This window comes from Sphingomonas sp. BL-S-29, assembly GCF_055521495.1.
Genome location: NZ_CM145482.1, coordinates 1,468,031 through 1,484,505, shown reverse-complemented (window position 1 = coordinate 1,484,505; position 16,475 = coordinate 1,468,031). Strand labels below are relative to the sequence as shown.

Annotated in this window: 15 protein-coding genes and 1 pseudogene; 8 read left to right on the top strand and 8 right to left on the bottom strand. The window is 67.4% G+C overall.

Translation table 11 applies throughout. The annotated features are described in order from the left end of the window. Positions 1 to 8 precede the first annotated feature (8 nt). The 5 genes from ACZ1I2_RS07170 to ACZ1I2_RS07150 are packed head-to-tail and all read left to right on the top strand — an operon-like array spanning position 9 to position 4,362. The gene (locus ACZ1I2_RS07170) at positions 9 to 1,388 is read left to right on the top strand and encodes an MmgE/PrpD family protein (RefSeq protein ID WP_465174604.1); all 1,380 of its coding nucleotides are present in this window, start codon (positions 9 to 11) and stop codon (positions 1,386 to 1,388) included. Then, on the top strand, positions 1,385 to 2,179 hold the full coding sequence (locus ACZ1I2_RS07165) for an SDR family NAD(P)-dependent oxidoreductase (RefSeq protein WP_465170370.1): 795 nt from the start codon (positions 1,385 to 1,387) through the stop codon (positions 2,177 to 2,179). Before ACZ1I2_RS07170 ends, ACZ1I2_RS07165 begins: the two co-directional genes overlap by 4 nt. 22 nt (positions 2,180 to 2,201) lie before the next feature. Further along, complete coding sequence (locus ACZ1I2_RS07160; RefSeq protein ID WP_465170371.1) at positions 2,202 to 3,098, top strand: NAD(P)-dependent oxidoreductase; 897 nt, start codon at positions 2,202 to 2,204, stop codon at positions 3,096 to 3,098. Next, complete coding sequence (locus tag ACZ1I2_RS07155) at positions 3,095 to 3,895, top strand: N-acyl homoserine lactonase family protein (protein WP_465174605.1); 801 nt, start codon at positions 3,095 to 3,097, stop codon at positions 3,893 to 3,895. Before ACZ1I2_RS07160 ends, ACZ1I2_RS07155 begins: the two co-directional genes overlap by 4 nt. 14 nt (positions 3,896 to 3,909) lie before the next feature. Continuing rightward, positions 3,910 to 4,362: a PaaI family thioesterase gene (locus ACZ1I2_RS07150; RefSeq protein ID WP_465181614.1), complete on the top strand. Its 453-nt coding sequence runs from the start codon at positions 3,910 to 3,912 to the stop codon at positions 4,360 to 4,362. Here the strand turns inward: ACZ1I2_RS07150 and ACZ1I2_RS07145 are convergent. After that, on the bottom strand, positions 4,353 to 5,021 hold the full coding sequence (locus ACZ1I2_RS07145) for a nitroreductase (RefSeq protein WP_465174607.1): 669 nt from the start codon (positions 5,019 to 5,021) through the stop codon (positions 4,353 to 4,355). The two genes, ACZ1I2_RS07150 and ACZ1I2_RS07145, sit on opposite strands and share 10 nt — an antisense overlap. Positions 5,022 to 5,071: 50 nt before the next feature. Between ACZ1I2_RS07145 and ACZ1I2_RS07140 the strand changes: the two genes are divergently transcribed. Beyond that, complete coding sequence (locus tag ACZ1I2_RS07140; protein ID WP_465174608.1) at positions 5,072 to 5,836, top strand: SDR family NAD(P)-dependent oxidoreductase; 765 nt, start codon at positions 5,072 to 5,074, stop codon at positions 5,834 to 5,836. An 11-nt stretch (positions 5,837 to 5,847) separates the two neighbouring features. On the opposite strand, the gene ACZ1I2_RS07135 is transcribed toward ACZ1I2_RS07140, so the two are convergent. The 4 genes and pseudogenes from ACZ1I2_RS07135 to ACZ1I2_RS07120 all read right to left on the bottom strand — a co-directional run bounded on the left by ACZ1I2_RS07135 (position 5,848) and on the right by ACZ1I2_RS07120 (position 9,217). Then, positions 5,848 to 6,354: an MmgE/PrpD family protein gene (locus ACZ1I2_RS07135; RefSeq protein ID WP_465181613.1), complete on the bottom strand. Its 507-nt coding sequence runs from the start codon at positions 6,352 to 6,354 to the stop codon at positions 5,848 to 5,850. Positions 6,355 to 6,595: 241 nt separating this feature from the next. Further along, positions 6,596 to 7,201: pseudogene (locus ACZ1I2_RS07130) on the bottom strand (MmgE/PrpD family protein); the annotation flags it as partial. 38 nt (positions 7,202 to 7,239) lie between these two features. Next, positions 7,240 to 8,043, bottom strand: coding sequence for an N-acyl homoserine lactonase family protein (locus tag ACZ1I2_RS07125; RefSeq protein WP_465181612.1), 804 nt, complete (start codon positions 8,041 to 8,043; stop codon positions 7,240 to 7,242). 4 nt (positions 8,044 to 8,047) lie between these two features. Next, positions 8,048 to 9,217, bottom strand: coding sequence for a PrpF domain-containing protein (locus ACZ1I2_RS07120; protein WP_465174611.1), 1,170 nt, complete (start codon positions 9,215 to 9,217; stop codon positions 8,048 to 8,050). Between the two features lie 166 nt (positions 9,218 to 9,383). On the opposite strand from ACZ1I2_RS07120, the gene ACZ1I2_RS07115 reads away from it, so the two are divergent. Next, positions 9,384 to 10,274: an NAD(P)-dependent oxidoreductase gene (locus ACZ1I2_RS07115; protein ID WP_465174612.1), complete on the top strand. Its 891-nt coding sequence runs from the start codon at positions 9,384 to 9,386 to the stop codon at positions 10,272 to 10,274. Between the two features lie 16 nt (positions 10,275 to 10,290). On the opposite strand, the gene ACZ1I2_RS07110 is transcribed toward ACZ1I2_RS07115, so the two are convergent. From ACZ1I2_RS07110 to ACZ1I2_RS07100, 3 genes are all read right to left on the bottom strand, one after another. Continuing rightward, positions 10,291 to 11,079, bottom strand: a complete 789-nt coding sequence (locus tag ACZ1I2_RS07110; RefSeq protein ID WP_465174613.1) for an HpcH/HpaI aldolase family protein — start codon at positions 11,077 to 11,079, stop codon at positions 10,291 to 10,293. 135 nt (positions 11,080 to 11,214) lie between these two features. Then, positions 11,215 to 12,120, bottom strand: a complete 906-nt coding sequence (locus tag ACZ1I2_RS07105) for a hypothetical protein (RefSeq protein ID WP_465170380.1) — start codon at positions 12,118 to 12,120, stop codon at positions 11,215 to 11,217. A 208-nt stretch (positions 12,121 to 12,328) separates the two neighbouring features. Then, positions 12,329 to 13,297, bottom strand: coding sequence for an alpha/beta hydrolase (locus tag ACZ1I2_RS07100; RefSeq protein WP_465177173.1), 969 nt, complete (start codon positions 13,295 to 13,297; stop codon positions 12,329 to 12,331). 270 nt (positions 13,298 to 13,567) lie between these two features. Between ACZ1I2_RS07100 and ACZ1I2_RS07095 the strand changes: the two genes are divergently transcribed. Further along, positions 13,568 to 16,471 carry a M16 family metallopeptidase gene (locus ACZ1I2_RS07095; protein ID WP_465174614.1) on the top strand — a complete coding sequence of 968 codons (2,904 nt, stop codon included), beginning with the start codon at positions 13,568 to 13,570 and terminating at the stop codon, positions 16,469 to 16,471. Positions 16,472 to 16,475: the final 4 nt, after the last annotated feature.

Here is a 16,475-nt window from a genome sequence, read left to right as displayed (position 1 = left end):
AGGCGGGAATGGGGACGGCTTCGGGGGCCATATCGCGGTGGGTCGCGGCGACATCGTTCGACGATCTCCCGGCAGACGTCATCGCCAGCACGCGACTGCGCGTGCTCGATGTCATTGGTTTGTCGATCGCGGGCGGGCAGACACCGTTCGGTGCCTCGGTGCGCGCCTCGGCATCGCTCTATCCGGGCGACGAGGCACGGCTATGGGGAAGCGCGGTCAGGGCGAGCGTCGCCGGGGCGGCTTTCGTCAACGGCGCGCTGTCCCAGGCGCTCGAATATGACGACACGCACAATGAATCGATCGTGCATATGAGCAGTCCGTCGGTCGCTTCAGCGCTCGCGCTGGGCGAAAGGCTCGGCAGCAGCGGCCGGGACGCCATCGTCGCCGTCGCGATCGGCAACGAGATCAGCGCGCGCGTCGGCAGCGTCACGCCGCAGCAATTCCACAAGCGCGGCTTCCACCCTTCCGGCCTGTTCGCGCCGTTCGGCGTCTGCTGGCTCGCCGGCCATCTGCTCGGGCTCGACGCGGCGCAAATGGCGAACGCGGCAGGGATTACCGGCAGTTTCGCCGCGGGCCTGATCCAATGCTGGGTGGATGGGACGCAATCAAAATTCCTTCACCCCGGCTGGGCCGCGCAGAGCGGCATCGCCGCGGCAGTGCTTGGCCAGAACGGCGTGACCGGGCCCGCGGAGATATTCGAAGGCCGGTTCGGCCTGTTCGCCTCGCATCTTCAGGACCCGGACAGCGCGCCGGCGTTCGGGCGGCTGACCGACGGGCTCGGCACGCGCTGGGACAGTCGCGACGCCTCGTTCAAGCCCTATCCGGTCGCGCATGTCATCCATCCCTATATCACCGCCGCGCTGCGCCTGCGCGAGCGGCACGCGCTGGCGCCCGACGATATCGCGCGTGTGATCTGCCCGGTCGCGCCCTATATCGTCGGCATCGTGTGCGAGCCCGGCGCGGAGAAGCGCCGCCCGCTGACCGATTCGCACGGCCGGGTCAGCCTGCCCTACACCATCGCCGAGGCGCTGGTACTGGGGCGCATCGGCAAGCAGGCCTATGCTCCCGCGTCGCTCCGCGACCCCGCGATCCTCGCGCTGACCGACCGCGTCGAGGTCGTGGTCGATCCGACGATGCCCGGCAGCCAGCAATTCAAGGGGGTGGTCGTGATAGAAACCCGCGACGGCCGCCGACTGGAGGAAGTGGAGGAGCATAATCGCGGATCGGCCCGCAACCCGATGACCGATGTGGAGATCGAGACCAAGTTTCGCGAGAATGTCGATGGTGTGCTGGACGACGCCCAGGCCGGCCGCATCGTCGACGCCGTGATGCAATTGGACCAGGTCGACAGCGTCTCGGCGATCACCGCGCTGACGGTGCCCGCATGACCGGGCGGTCGCTCGCGGGACGCACCGCGCTCGTCACCGGATCGCTCGGCGGCCTCGGCCTCGCCATGGTGCGCGGCCTCGCCTCGGCCGGCGCGACGATCGTCCTTTCCGGCATCGAACCGGCGGCCGAGGCGGAGGACAGGCGCGCCGCGCTGGCCGCGGAATTCGCCGTCGAGGCGCGGTATCTCCAGGCCGATCTTGCCCGGTCGGAGGAAGTATGCTCGCTGATCGAACACGCCTCGGCGATCGGCCCGATCGACATCCTGATCAACAATGCCGTGGTGCGGCATTTCTCGCCGCTCTGCGACTTTCCGCTCGATCGCTGGAACGAAGCGCTGGCGGTGAACCTCACTGCCGCCCTCGTCGCTACTCAGCAGGTGCTCCCCTCGATGCGCGCGCGCAATTATGGGCGCATCTTCAACATGACCTCGGTCTACGGCTCGCGCGCGGTGGTCAACCGGATCGATTATGTGACGACCAAGACCGCGCTGCAAGGCATGACCCGCGCGGTCGCGCTCGAGGTCGCGGGAAGCGGCGTCAGCTGCCATGCGCTCACCCCGGGTTCGGTCCTGACCCCGATATGGGAGGAGCGGGTGACGCGGATGATGCAGGACGAGGGCATCGATCGCGGCACGGCGGAACGGCGCTTTCTGGAGGGCAAGCAGCCCAGCGGCCGGTTCGTCGCCGCGGAAAGCGTTTCGGCGCTCATGCTTCTGCTGTGCGGACCGGTCGGCGAGGACATGAACGGAGCGATTCTGCCGATCGAGGGCGGATGGCTGGCCCGGGCATGAGGGCTGCGACATGGAGAATGGAATGACGACGAGTTCAGTGCTTGGTTTCGTTGGTCTGGGCAGCATGGGCAGCGCGATGGCGCCGCGACTGGTTGCCGCCGGGCACGATGTCATCGGCTTCGACCGGACCGAGACGGCGTTGGCGACGTTCGTCGCGGCCGGCGGGCGGGGCGCGGAGTCGGTCGAGGCCGTTGCCGCGGGGGCGGATATCGTGTTCGTCAGCCTGCCCACGCCGCAGATAGTGCGGGACGTCGCCGTCTCGCTCGTCGCGGGTGCGCCGCGCATCGTCATCGACCTGTCGACGACTGGCCCGAAGATGGCGGCAGAGGTAGCGAACGAGCTGGCCGGAGCGAACATCGCCTGGGTCGACGCACCGGTGAGCGGCGGACGCGGCGGGGCGCTGGCGGGGCGGCTGTCGCTGATGGTGGCGTGCCCGCCCGGAATCTGGGATGAGGTGCGCCCGCTGCTCGACACGTTCGGCAAGACCTTCCATGTCGGCGACAAGCCGGGTCAGGCGCAGACGATGAAGCTGGTCAACAATTCCCTGTCGGTCGCCGCACTGGTCGCGACGTGCGAGGGCATGGCGATGGGCGTGAAGGCGGGCCTGGACCCGCATGTGATGCTCGACGTGCTCAATGCGTCGAGCGGCCGGAACAGCGCGACCACGGACAAGATGCCGCGCGCCGTGCTGCCGCGCAGCTTCGACTTCGGCTTCGCGACGCAATTGTCGCTGAAGGACATGAAGCTGTGCCTCGACGAAGCCGAGGCGATGGGCGTACCGATGCTGATGGGCAATACCGCGCGCACCATGCTGACCATCACTCAGGCGCGATTCGGCGGCGACGCGGACTTCACCAACATGGCGCGCGTGGTCGAGGAATGGGCCGGCGTGGAGATCGATGGCAGGCAGGCGCGATGAGCGCTGAATCGACCTTCGAAATCCATGCGGTCCGCTACGCCCATCATGATCGCAATGCCGCCGAGAATTTCCTCGGCGGCGATCCTCACGACCTGCCGATGCCGCTGGATTATTTCGTCTGGGCCGTCATCGGACCGCACAAGACCTATATCGTCGATACCGGGTTCGACATGGAGGCCAGCCGGACGCGGCAGCGCCGCCTGGTGCGGCCGGTGGAAGAGGGGCTGAAGGCGATCGGGATCGATCACGCGGCGGTCACCGACATCATCATCTCGCACATGCATTTCGACCATGCCGGTAACCGCGAGCTGTTCCCGGCGGCGACCTATCACCTCCAGGACAGCGAAATGGCCTATTGCACCGGCCGGTGCATGTGCCACCCGATGCTCAACCATCCATTCGAGCCCGCCGACGTGCAATCCATGGTCGGGAAGGTGTTCGACGGGCGCGTCCGCTTCCATGACGGCGACAGCCAGATCGAGCCCGGGCTGACGGTCCACCGCGTCGGCGGCCATTCGCGCGGTCTGCAGATCGTGCGGGTGAAGACGAAGCGCGGCTGGGTGGTGATCGGGTCGGACGCGTCCCATTTCTACGCGAATTTCGAGCAGTATCGGCCGTTCCCGGTCGTCGACAGCGTGGCGGACATGCTCGCCGGCTATGATCGGATGCGGGAGCTCTCCACGACCATCCGCCACATCATTCCCGGCCATGACCCCCTGGTGCTGGATCGCTATCCGCGATCGCTGCCGGGCATCGCCGATATCGTGCGGCTCGACGAGACGCCGACCGACTATTGAGCGAGGGCTTGCCGGTGGACATCGACAGCACGACACTGCGGGGCTGGCGCCAGCTCGACCTGAACGACCCGTTCCTGGCGCGCGTCGGACCGATGTTCATCGCGGATCCGTTTGCCGGCGACGAGGATGAACCGGCCCGCTTCGCCATCCGGATCGAGCCGCATCACTGCAATTTCGCCGGCACCTGCCATGGCGGGATGATCGCGACCATGCTCGACATATCGCTCGGCCGGGGCATGGCGGCGCTGACCGGAGGCGGCCACGCCCCGACCGTCACGCTCACCATCGATTTCATGCGGGCCGCGAACCTCGGCGACTGGCTCGAATCGCGGGTACGGATCCTGCGCCGCACGCGCAGCATGGTGTTCTGCGACGCCCTGCTGATCGGCCCGGCGGGCGCCGTCGCGCGGGCCAATGCGGTATTCAAGCTGCCGGGGCCGCCCCGCCCCGTGACGGGTCACTCGTGAAACCGGACCGTCTCGTCGAGCGCGGCACGGCCGATGCGGTAGTCCGAGATCGGCGACGCCGGGTCGGAATAACCGAACGAGATGCCGAACAGCAGCTTGAGATCGTCGCCGATGCCGAGCGCGCGGCGCACATCGCCGGCAAACATGCCGAGAAAGGTCTGCGGTATGCCCCCGAGCCCATGCGCGACCAGCGACAGCAGCAGCGTCTGGCCATACATGCCCAGGTCGCCCGCCGCCCGCACACTGTCTCCCACAACGGGCATGAACAGCAAGGCGACATGCGGCGCGTCGAAGAAGGTGAGATTGCGCGCCGCGCTGAACCGACGGTCGCCATGATTTTCGCGAGCGATCCCGAGCGCGGCGAAATAATCCGCTGCCTGCGCGTCACCGCGCTGTCCCGACGCGCCGGGATAATGTTTCCGGTCGAACGAGAAATCGGGCGAGAAGCGGCCTCGAGTGAACGCATCGAGCAGTACGGCCGAGAGGCGGTCGCGCGCCGCGCCCGAGACGATATGCGTTTCCCAGGGCTGGGTATTGCAGTTCGAGGGGGCGAGCTGCGCGTCGGCGAGCACCTCGCGGATGATGCCGTCCGGCACGGGTTGCGGCAAAAAGGCCCGGACGGAGTGGCGCTTGCGCACCACCTCCCCAAAACTCGTCATCGGCTTGCCCTCCTTAGGGATTCACGTCGGATAGAATGAAAGGCGCGGCAATGAACGATCGTCCCATCGCCGTGGTGATCGGCGGCGCCAACGGCATCGGCGCGGCCTGTTGCCGGGTCATGCATGCGCGCGGCTGGGCCATCGTCATCGCCGACCGCGACATCGCCGCCGGCGAGACCCTGGCCGAGGCGCTCGGCGGAACCGCCCACATCCTCGACGTGACCGACATCGACGCGATCGAGGCACTCGCCGATCGGATCGACCGGGATGTCGGTCCGGTAACCGCGCTGGTCGTGTCGTCGGGCATATTCCAGGCGAACGAGCCGATCGAACAATCGCCCGCCGACCTCTTCGACCGGATCATGGCGGTCAATCTGCGCGGCGCCTATCATGCCAACCGAGTCTTTGGCGCACGCATGGCCGCGCGCGGACGCGGCAGCATCGTCAACATTGCCTCCGTGACCGGCCATGGCTCGACTCCGCTAAATATCTATGGCCCGAGCAAGGCGGCCATCATCAATCTGACCAGGAGCCTCGCCGGCGAATGGGGCCAGCGCGGCGTGCGCGTGAATTCGGTCTCGCCCGGCGTCACGCTCGTCCCACGCATCGTCGAGCGCAAAAGATCGGGCGACCGTTATCCGCCCGATCTCGACGCCCGGATGGCGCTCGGCCGCTGCGTGGAGCCGGCCGAGGTCGCGGAGGTGGTGGAATTCCTCGCATCCGAGCGCGCCTCCGGCGTCACCGGTGCCGATCTCGTCGTCGATTGCGGGTGGATGACGGGCAGCCTGTGGGCCGCCTATGGCGGGCTGCGCTAGCACCTGCCCCGCTATCCGGCGGCCGGCACGGTCAACCGCATCAGATCGTCGATCCCTGCGAGGTTCTCGACATCGTCGATCGTCGCGATCATCCGCGCGACCCGTTCCTCGCCCAGCACCGGGTCGCCGAGCAGGTGGACCTTGTGGCGCATCTCCGCGTCGGTCATCGGATAGTCGATCGATCCCTTGGGATGATCGACCTGACTTTCAGCCCGCGCGCCGCCGGCGGTCTCGGCCACTAGGTGACAGGATACGCCGCGTGGCAGCGTGTCGTCCGGCACCACCTCGAGCAGGTCCGACAGGCGCAGGATCTCGGCGTCGCCGAGCTTCTCGTTCTGATATTGGGGAAAGAACGCCGCGCCCTCGATCAGCGCCACCGCGACCGAATAGGGCAGGCTGACCTGCGCCTCGTGATAGGTCTTTGGTCGCGTGTTGAGATGATAGTGCGCCCAGGTCGGATGGCGGCGCATCGTCATCCTGGTGATCGCCGAGACCGGCTCGGTCAACTGGCCACGCACCGCCAGCGCGCAATCGATCGCGTTGTGGATCGGGCGGGCGCAGGAATAGGCTTTGTATTCGATGAAGATCGGAAAATCCGAGCCGAGATCCCGCGTCAGCGCGCCGATGTCGTGCGTGTCGCTGAATGCGCGGCAGAAGCCGCGTTCGCCCTCGAAGATCGTCGCGGTGCCGGTGAAGCCGAGTCTTCGCCATCTGGGCGGCGGTTACTCCGTTGCGCGCTGCCGGGCCCGGGTTGAAGCGCTTCTGCATCGACGGGCCGTACATCTCCATCAGCCCCGACGCCTGCGCCCCCGCCATGCCGAGCGCCGATACGGTCTGCGCCTCGTCCAGCTTCATCAGCCGCGCGGCGGCGATCGTCGCGCCGAACACGCCACAGGTCGGCGTGGTGTGATAGCCGCGGTCGCGCAGCGAGAAGTTGGTCGCGTTGCTGGCCCGCGCCATCATCTCGCACCCGGCGACGACCGCGGCGATAAACTCTTCCCCGCTCGATCGCTCACGCTCCGCCGCCGCCAGCGCCGCCGACACGACCGGCGGGCTGAAATGGAACAGCGCCAGGATGTCGACATCGTCGAGCTCGATCGAATGCGACGCGATGGCGTTGGCGAGGGCGGCATGGACCGCTGGAACGCGGGCACCGCTGCCGATGATCGTCGCCTCCGCACGACCGCCCACCTCCTCCGCGAACGCAGCCGACGCCCGGCCGCTGCCGGTCTGGCTGCCGCCAAGCGCGACGCCCAGATAATCGCGCACCAGCGCCTTGCAGTCGGCGATGAGGCGTACCGGAATGTCGCTCGCCTTCAGGTTCACGAAATGATGGGCTAGCGCCTCGGCGACCGTCTCACGCATTATTGTCCCCCTTTGATGACGTGAATGAAGCCCGCCGGTCAGGCCGGGATCGGATCGACATCGAGGCGCACCACGATGCCCTCCAGTTCGGGCGCGGCCGCCGGATAGCGTCGCATCACCAGCGGATCATGACCCGGCACGATATGATCGATGCTCGGCGCGAGCGCGCGCAGCCGGTCGAACGCCGCCATCATGTCCCCGACGTTGAACGCGCGCGTGAAGGGCCGGTACTGGTCGAGATTCTCGTAGAAATGGGAGGCGTCGGACGCGACGACCACCCAGCCGCGCCGGGTATGCACCGTCACGAACTGCAGCCCGTCGGTATGCCCGCCGGTGCGGTGCACGCGAATGCCGGGCGCGACCTCGCCCTCCCCGTCATAATGCACGACGCGTTGCGCGAAATTCAGCCGGATGATGTCGCAGACATCCTCGGGCTCATAACCATGCGAGATGCCGTGATACTGCATGTGGCGCCCGGCCACGAAGTGCATCTCGGGTTCCTGGATGTGAAATCGCGCGTTCGGGAATTTCTCGAAATTGCCCGCATGATCATAATGGAGATGCGTGATGATCACGTCGCGCACCTCGGTCGCGTCGATGCCGATCAGCGCCAGCGCCTCGACCGGGCAGCGCAGATAGTCCCGCTTGCGTTTTGCGCCCACCTCGGCGGTGAAGCCCATGTCGATCACGAAGCTTCGCTCGGCCCCGACCGCGACCCAGATGAAATAATCCATCGGCATCGGCGCATCATGCGGATCGCCACCGATGAAGTGATCGCGCCGCCGCGCGGCCCGTGTGGCATAACGCAGGGCGTAGAGGGCGTAGTCGGGCAACGCGCTCATCGGATCAGGCCGCTACCGGCTCTGGCGCAGGGACGAAGGCCCGCCCCTCCATGATCCGCCGCGCGGTGCGCCCAAGCGTCGCGCGGTGCACGATATGGGTCTGGCCGTCCCGCGCGATCACCGTCTCGGTCTCGATCACGCCCGCCGGGTGGCCGATCCGCACCTCGCTCGCATCGCGCCTGCGCGCAACTTCATGGACGATCGTCCCCGACAGCCGGCTCGCCACGCCGGTGCAGACCGTGCTCGTGCCAGCATAGGTCTTGTGCGTCTGCTGCATGAACATCAGGCGGGAAACGAGATCGACATCCTCCGCCGCGACCGTCTTCCCGGTCTGGTCGATGCGATAGGATTGCGGCGCGCCGACCATGCCGAGCAGCGGCGTCGCCGGGCTCTCGGCCGCCGAACGGGCGGGATCGGCGATCATCCCCATCCGATGCGCCGCGACGCCCCGGATCGCCTCGAGCAGGCCGCGCAATTGCCCGTCGGCGTCGATCCGCGCCGCCGTCTCCGTGCCGGTCAACCCGACATCGGACGCGCGAATGAAGACATGGGCGTTGCCGATATCGACCAGCGAGGCCTCGATCGGACCGTGACCAGGAATATCGAGCCGGTCGACCGGATTGCCGGTCGGCAGCAGGCGCCCTGTCGCGCCGCCGGCCGTATCCGAAAAGTCGATCAGGATGCGTGCGCCGCTGCCGGGAACGCCGGGGACGACATAATCGCCCCTGACCACCGGATAGCCGTCCACGACCGGCACCTCGATCGTCAGCACGCGATTCAGGTTGGTGTTGAACACGCGCACCCTCGCGCAAGGCGCGGTCGCCGGCGCCAGCCCTTCCTCGATCGCGAACAGGCCGACCGCTGCCGAGATGTTCCCGCACAGGCTGTGCCAGTCGATCTCCGGCCGTTCGATCTCGACCTGCCCGAAGGTGTAGGTCAGGTCCGTGCCCGGCACCCGGGGCGGGCCGATGATCGCGAGCTTGCTCGTCAGCGGGTCAGCGCCGGCGATGCCGTCGATCTGACGCCGGTCGGGCGAGCCGAAGATGCCCAGGATCGCGCGCTCGCGCGCGACGGCATCCGTGGGCAGGTCGCCCTCCCTCACGAACACCGCGCGGCTGGTGCCGCCGCGCATCACCACGCACGGATAGGACAGCAGTTCGGGAGATGACGGCATCGCGATTCGCTTACCGACAAAGGGACGCGGGCATGGACATGGGATACCGGTAACCGAGTGCCGCGAGCCGCAGCTAATAACTTGCCGATGTGGTCGATACGATTTTGGGCATTGCGCGTCGTGCCGCCAGACGCGCTTCGAGGGGCATGCGACGGGAGAAAATGCGATGATCGGGAGCAGCGGGGGGATCGGCTTTATCGGCCTTGGAGTGATGGGAGAGCCGATGTGCCGGCATCTCGCCATCAAGAGCGGGATGAACGTCACCGGCTATGATCTCGCAAACGACCCGCTCGAGCGCCTGGCCGATGTCGGCGTCGTGAAGGCAGACACGATCGCCGACCTGGTGCGCGACGCGACGATCATCTTCGTTTCGTTGCCGAGCGGCAGGCATCTGGAGGAAGTTTGCAGCGGCGATGACGGCATATTGGCCAATGCGCGCAGTGGGCAGACCTTTGTCGATCTCGGGACCAGCCCGCTCGATATCACCCGACGCCTGGCGGAAGCGTTTGCCGCCCGGGGGGCCCGCTACGCCGACGCGCCGGTCGCGCGGACCCGCGCCGCTGCCGAACTGGGTACATTGGCGATAACCGTCGGCGCCACTCCCCAATTATTCACGATGATCGAACCGCTGCTGCGCTGCTTCGCCGCCGAGGTTACGCACTGCGGCCCGGTCGGCGCCGGACAGGTCGTCAAGATTCTCAACAATATGGTGGTGGTCGGCACGGTGATCGCCTTGTCGGAGGCCGCGGCGATCGCGCAGGGGACAGGCATCGACGCGACGGCGTTGTTCGAAACCTTCGTCAAGGGATCGGCAGACAGCTTCGCGCTGCGGAACCACGGGTTGAAAGCCGTCGCGCCGGGCGCCTTTCCGGAACGCGTCTTCCCGACCGACTATATGCTCAAGGATATCGGCTATGCGCTGGCAATGGCCGGCGACGTCGGCATCGACGTGCCCGGCGCCGATTATGCCCGCACCTTGCTCGAGCGGGCATCTAGCGAGGGCCTCGGCGCGGCCTATTGGCCCGTGATCTCCACCTTCTACCGCCCGGCCGACTGAGCGGGCGCCGCGCCGGTCAGGCCGGTTTCATCACCTCGCGGAAGTCGTTGAGCGCGGCTTTCGCGGCCTGGCGCAGGAAGCCGAGGTCGGACGCGACCATCATCGCCGTCACCCCCAGGTCGATCAGCCATTTGGCCTCGTCGCTCCTCATCGACTGGACCACGGCGGAGACCGGTTTCCCATGTGCCCTGGCGACCTCGATCACCCGCTCGACCGCGTCCTTCAGCGTCGGCACGGGGTCCGTCGCGTTGCTGAGCGAGAGGCCGAGATCGCCGCGCCCGAGGAACAGCGCATCGACCCCCTCGACCGCCGCGATATCGTCGATCACGTCGAGCGCCTGCCGGTCCTCGATCATGCAGATGACGGTCGAGGTCTCGTCCGCATAGCGATAATTGTCGGCCCCGCGCGCGCCATATTCGCCACCGCGGCTCGCTCCCGCGCCGCGAACCCCGCCATGATAACGCGCCCAGGATGCCACCGCGCGTGCCTTCTCCGCCGAATCGACATGCGGGCACATGATGCCGATCGCGCCGTCATCGAGCACCGACAACACGCTGTTCGCGTCAGGCCGCGCGATCCGCACCAGGCCCGCCGTGCCGAACGCGCGCGCGGCGAGCAGCGCGGTGTCGAGCGTCACCCGGTCCCAGGGCGCATGTTCCTCGTCGAGCATGACGAAATCGAAGCCGTCCAGGCCAAGCACCTCGGTGTTCTGGGGTGCCGGCACCTTCATGAACGTGCCGATCAGCGGTTCGCCGGCGAGAAGCCGGGCGCGGAACTGGCGGGGATCGGGACGAGTGGCATCCATTCTTGTCTCTCCTGGATTGATGCGGCGCAATCCGGCCAGGCCTTTCGCGGCCGGCGCGAGGCCTCGTCGCCGCGCGTAACGAGCGTCGTCGAAAAATCGGTCGGCGGGGCGATCACGAGCGATCGCCCCGCCGGATCACGGCATCGGATAATCGTCGGCGTTGAGGACCCAGCCGGCCTTTTCGGAAAAATCGACGCGCGGCGGGCTGAAGATGTCGATCAGATGGCAGGGCGGCTCCGGCAGCGCCTGCGACGTGTGGATCGCGGGCGGCGGGATGACGGTCATCGACGGCGCGGTGACGCGGATCGCGGCGTCGTCGCGCCAGATCGACTTGTTGGGCACCCAGGGCCAGCGCAGATAATGCATGTAGTCGCCCTGCAGGGTGAGCGAGCATTGCTCGAAATCGTCGTGGAAGTGCGGCGACATCTTGTTGGGGTCGCGCGGCTCCATCATGACCGGGATCAGGTTGATCATCATGTTGGTCGAGCGATAGATGACCCCGAACCGCCCCGGCGTGACGGGCACGTCGATGGGATAGAGGCGCAGCTTGAATCCGTCGGCCGGAGCGGGCCAGGGCTCGAACGGCGGGATGTTCGGATGCGGCCGGGCATAGCTTTCCGCATTATGGCTCTTTGCCGCCAGATCGGGTGCGAGCGAGCTGAACAGGCGCAGGACCAGCCCGCCTTCCTTCACGACGATTTTGCTGTCGCCCGGCGGGATGATCGCGAGCTGATAGCTGACGTCGGATGCGCTGCCATTGTCGGTCTCGATGTCGACGCGGGTATGCCGTTCCGGGAAGAACGCCATATATTCGTCGGGCTGGCCCGAGCGCGACAGCACCGCGCCGGCCTCGGCCTCCGTATAGGACAGGATGAAATTCTGCCCGCGCCCGTACCAGGTCTTGAAGCCTTCGCCCGTTTCCTGCGGGGGGATGTCGTGAAACTCGATCACCTCCGCGCCCGCAAAGTCGGTGATCGGCGCCTTTGGCGCATCCGCCTTGGCCGTGGTCATGGTCGACCTCGGATCCTTCAGGTCATACATCGTCCGGGTCTCCTCTCGTCATTGGGTCCGGCGGTGCGGGATCGTGGCGCCCGCCGGCCCGAGTCCGTCATCGGCAAACCCGACGCCTCGGGTCTTCCTGCCGATTGGCGCAAGCATACAAGGTCGAACGCCGCTTGCGAGCCGGGAGAAGCGGCTGGACTATCGTAAATGCGCAAGCTGTAGAAGGACGATGCATGCTTGGCACCGGTCAGCCATGCGTCGGGAACAACGCCGGCCCCAGTTCGTCGGCGACCTGCGACAGGACGGTTTCCGCATCGCGCGCCACCTTTCCCCACAGGGCGAAACCATGGAGCTGGCGCGAATAGGGCAGCAAACGCGTCGGCACCCCGGCGGCGCGCAGGCGCTCGGCATAAGCCTGTCCCTCATCGTGCAGCGGATCGAACCCGCAGGTGACGACGAGCGCAGGCGGCAGATCGTCGAGGCGCTCGGTCCGGAGCGGCGACGCGCGCCAGTCGGCCGGATCGGCGGCGCCGAGATATTGGTCGCGGAACCAGCGCATCGTCTCGGCGGTCAGCAGATAGCCGGACGCGTTGCGGCGATAGGAATCGCTGGTCATCGAACAATCCGTCACCGGGTAGAGCAGGATCTGGGAGCGGAGCGCCGGGCCGCCCCGGTCGCGCGCCAGCAGCGCGCACACCGCCGCCAGGTTGCCACCGGCGGAATCCCCCGCAACCGCGACCCGATCGGCGCTCAGCCCGAGGGCGGCCGATTGACCCACGAGCCATTGCAGCGCGAAGAAACTGTCGTCGACCGCCGCCGGGAAAGGGTGCTCGGGCGCCAGGCGATAATCCACCGCCGCGACCGCGATGCCAAGGCGGCCGGCGAGCGACGCGCAAAGGGCGTCGCCGGTCTCGATATCGCCGAGCACCCAGCCACCGCCGTGATAATAGACCAGCAGGGGCATGACGGCGTCGGCCGGCAGCCCGGGCGGGCGGTACAGACGGATTGGAATCGGACCGCCCGGCCCCGGCGCCGCGAGATCCCGGATCAGCGTCGCCGGGGGCTCGGCGCCGAGCGCCAGCCGGGCAGCGCGCATCGCCGCACGCGCCTCCGCCAGGCCGAGTTCGTGCATGGGCCGACGCCCCGCCGCCGCGGCCATGTCCAGCACAGCCTGGGCGTCGGGGTCGATGGCGATGTCACCTTCCTTCGTCATCATACCCACGCCCCCGTCCTTCGCTGCCTTGTGACCGGTACCTAGACGGACCCGTCCGGCCTTCACAAGGCGGCGTGCGGCCGCAAGGGGATGAATCGCGCGCGAAGGACATGGCTTTCGGCAGAGGTCGAGTGGGCCGACTGCGCCAAATCAAAGCCTCCCGGGAAGTTCAGCCTATGAATGTTCGGCCGGCGCGCTCAGATGCGCTCCTTGCGTCGCTATGGCGCATTGTTGGGACGGACGGTTTCTCCGCCGCCTTGTGAGGATCGATCGATGTCGCGTTCGGGTCGCCTGTTCCTGCTGATGACGGCCTTGATGGCCGGGCTGTCCGCGCGACCGCTGTCGGGACAGGCCGAGGGAACGACGGCGGCACCTGCCGCGATCTCGCAGATAGCCACGCAGCTGCCCTCGCAACCCTGGCCGCAAAAGGCCAGCGATGTGCCCGCGGATCCCGAGGTCCGCACCGGCACCCTGCCCAACGGCATGCGCTACGCGATCCTGCACAACGCCACCCCGCCCGGCCAGGCCTCGCTGCGCCTGCGTATCGATGCGGGATCGCTGATGGAGAAGGACGACCAGCTCGGGCTTGCCCATTTCATGGAGCATATGGCGTTCAACGGCACGACGCACATTCCGAAGAACGAGCTGATCGCCATCCTGGAGCGGCTGGGCATGGCGTTCGGTGCGGATCTCAACGCCGCGACCAGCTTCGACCAGACCTATTATCAGCTCGAATTGCCGCGCACCAATGACGAGACGGTCGACACCGCGCTGCGCGTGATGCGCGAGCAGGTGTCGGAAGCGACGATGGGGATCAGGGAAATCGACGAGGAACGCGGCGTGATCGCCGGCGAGGAGCGCCAGCGCAACACGCCCGCGCTGCGCATCTCGCGCAAGCAGCTCGACATCCTTGCCAGGGGGCAGAAGGTCGCCTCGCGCTTTCCGATCGGCGAGCTCAAGATCGTCAGCACGGCGCCGCGAGAACGCTTCGCCGACTTTTACGACAGCTATTACCGCCCCGAGCGGGCAACGCTGGTCGCGGTCGGCGATTTCGACGTCGCGTCGATGGAAACGAGGATCCGCACGGCCTTTGCCGACTGGCGCGCCAGGGCGCCGGATGGCCCCGACCCCGATCTCGGCACGGTCGCCGGGCGTGGGCCGGAAACGCATATCCTGGTCGAGCCCGGCATTTCCTCCGGCATTTCGCTGGCCTGGGTCCGCCCACCCGATCTGCGGCCGGACACGATCGCCAAGCGGCGCCGGAACACGATCGAATATCTCGGCCTGGCGGTGCTCAACCGCCGGCTTGCCGAACTGTCGCGCACCGACGACGCGCCGTTCCTCAACGCCAATGCCCGCCAGACCGAACTGGTGCGCAGCGTCGGCGTCACCACGCTCACCGCCCAGTTCGTGCAGGGCAAATGGAAGGCCGCGCTCGAGGCCGTCGACAAGGAACAGCGCCGCCTCGTTCGCTATGGCGTCACCGATGCCGAACTGCAGCGCGAGATCACCACCTATCGCACCGCGCTGGAAAATGCGGTGAAGGGGGCGCCCACCCGCAACACGCGCGGGCTGGCCGCCGGCATCGTCGGCGCGGTCAACGACCGGGAGGTGTTCTCCTCGCCCCGGACGGATCTCGACCTGTTCGAAGCAACGGTGAAGACGCTGACGGCGGCGCAGGTCAGCGACGCGGTGAAGCCCGTTTTCAGCGGCGGCGGCCCCCTGACCATGGTGATGTCGCCCGTCGCGATCGAGGGCGGCGAGAAGTCAGTGACGGCAGCGCTGCAGGCTTCACGCGCCGTTGCGGTCGCGGCACCCGGCGCCGTTGCCAAGCTGCCCTGGCCCTATACCGATTTCGGCAAGCCCGGCACCGTCACGCAGCGCCGGGAGATTGCCGATTTGGGGACGACCATTGTCACCTTCGCCAATGGCGTGACGCTGACGGTGAAGCCGACCAGTTTCAGCAAGGACGCCATCTCCATCAACCTGCTGACCGGCACGGGCGAGCGGAACTTTCCCCCCGACACGCTCGATCCGCGCGCCACCATGATCGGCAGCCTGCAATCGGGCGGGCTGGGCAAGATGACGACCGACGAGATCAGCCGCTCGCTCAACGGCCATGTCGTCGGCACGGGACTGGCCACGCTCGGCGACAAGTTCCTGCTGAGCGGCGGCACGCGGCGCGTGGACCTGCAGCTCCAGATGCAATTGATGGCGGCCTATCTGACCGACCCAGCCTATCGCGGCCAGGCGTTCGAACAGAGCAAGGCCAATTATCCGGCAAGCTATGAGGCGACGCTGGCCGTGCCGTCGGGCGCATTCGCCGTGCAGGCGAAGCAATTGCTGGCCGGCGGCGACGCGCGCGCGGCGGTGGTGCCCCCCGACATCCTGTCGCGATGGTCGATGGAAACCGAACGACCCGGCCTGAAGGCGCTGCTGTCGGTCGGGCCGATCCATATCACCATGGTCGGCGACCTGACCGTCGACGAGGCGATCGCCGTCACCGCGACCACCTTCGGCGCGTTGCCGCCGCGCCCGGCGCCCGGCATCCCCGTACCCGGCGCCGACCAGCGGCATTTCCCCGCGCCGATGGCGGCACCGCTCCGCTTCATGCACAAGGGACTCGCCGAACAGGGGCTCGGCTATGTCGCCTGGCCGGCGACCGATGCGATCGACGATCTGACCGAGGTCCGCCGCATCGAGATGCTGGCGGCCGTCCTGAAGCTGCGCGCGCTGGACGAGATACGCGAGAAGCAGGCACTGGCCTATGCACCGGGCGTATCGGCCAGCTATTCCAACAGTTACAAGGGCTATGGCACCATCTCGGTGCAGGCGGAGACCGCGCCCGCAAAGCTGCCGGCCTTCTTCGCGGCGGTCGACGCGATCGCCGCGAACCTGCGCGACACGCCGATCAGCGCGGACGAGCTGAAGCGGGCACGCGAGCCGCTGGTGGAGGCGGCGCGGCGGGCGCAAAATACCAATGGCTGGTGGCTCAACCAGCTCACCTATATCGTCGACCGGCCGCAGTATATTCCACAGACGCTGACCGCGGTGCCCCAGTTCGAGGCGATGACGCCGGCCGATATCGAGGCACTGGCGCGCAAATATCTGCGGCCGGAGCTTGCCTGGAAGGCGGAAGTCGTGCCCGAGCCGCCGGCCGGACCGGGCGCCGGCTGAGACG

Bases quoted from the DNA above. Each gene is read 5' to 3' on its own strand.
- ACZ1I2_RS07170 (WP_465174604.1), top strand. From the start codon at position 9: ATGGGGACGGCTTCGGGGGCCATATCGCGGTGGGTCGCGGCGACATCG.
- ACZ1I2_RS07165 (WP_465170370.1), top strand. From the start codon at position 1,385: ATGACCGGGCGGTCGCTCGCGGGACGCACCGCGCTCGTCACCGGATCG.
- ACZ1I2_RS07160 (WP_465170371.1), top strand. From the start codon at position 2,202: ATGACGACGAGTTCAGTGCTTGGTTTCGTTGGTCTGGGCAGCATGGGC.
- ACZ1I2_RS07155 (WP_465174605.1), top strand. From the start codon at position 3,095: ATGAGCGCTGAATCGACCTTCGAAATCCATGCGGTCCGCTACGCCCAT.
- ACZ1I2_RS07145 (WP_465174607.1), bottom strand. From the start codon at position 5,021: ATGACGAGTTTTGGGGAGGTGGTGCGCAAGCGCCACTCCGTCCGGGCC.
- ACZ1I2_RS07140 (WP_465174608.1), top strand. From the start codon at position 5,072: ATGAACGATCGTCCCATCGCCGTGGTGATCGGCGGCGCCAACGGCATC.
- ACZ1I2_RS07125 (WP_465181612.1), bottom strand. From the start codon at position 8,043: ATGAGCGCGTTGCCCGACTACGCCCTCTACGCCCTGCGTTATGCCACA.
- ACZ1I2_RS07120 (WP_465174611.1), bottom strand. From the start codon at position 9,217: ATGCCGTCATCTCCCGAACTGCTGTCCTATCCGTGCGTGGTGATGCGC.
- ACZ1I2_RS07115 (WP_465174612.1), top strand. From the start codon at position 9,384: ATGATCGGGAGCAGCGGGGGGATCGGCTTTATCGGCCTTGGAGTGATG.
- ACZ1I2_RS07110 (WP_465174613.1), bottom strand. From the start codon at position 11,079: ATGGATGCCACTCGTCCCGATCCCCGCCAGTTCCGCGCCCGGCTTCTC.
- ACZ1I2_RS07105 (WP_465170380.1), bottom strand. From the start codon at position 12,120: ATGTATGACCTGAAGGATCCGAGGTCGACCATGACCACGGCCAAGGCG.
- ACZ1I2_RS07100 (WP_465177173.1), bottom strand. From the start codon at position 13,297: ATGATGACGAAGGAAGGTGACATCGCCATCGACCCCGACGCCCAGGCT.
- ACZ1I2_RS07095 (WP_465174614.1), top strand. From the start codon at position 13,568: ATGTCGCGTTCGGGTCGCCTGTTCCTGCTGATGACGGCCTTGATGGCC.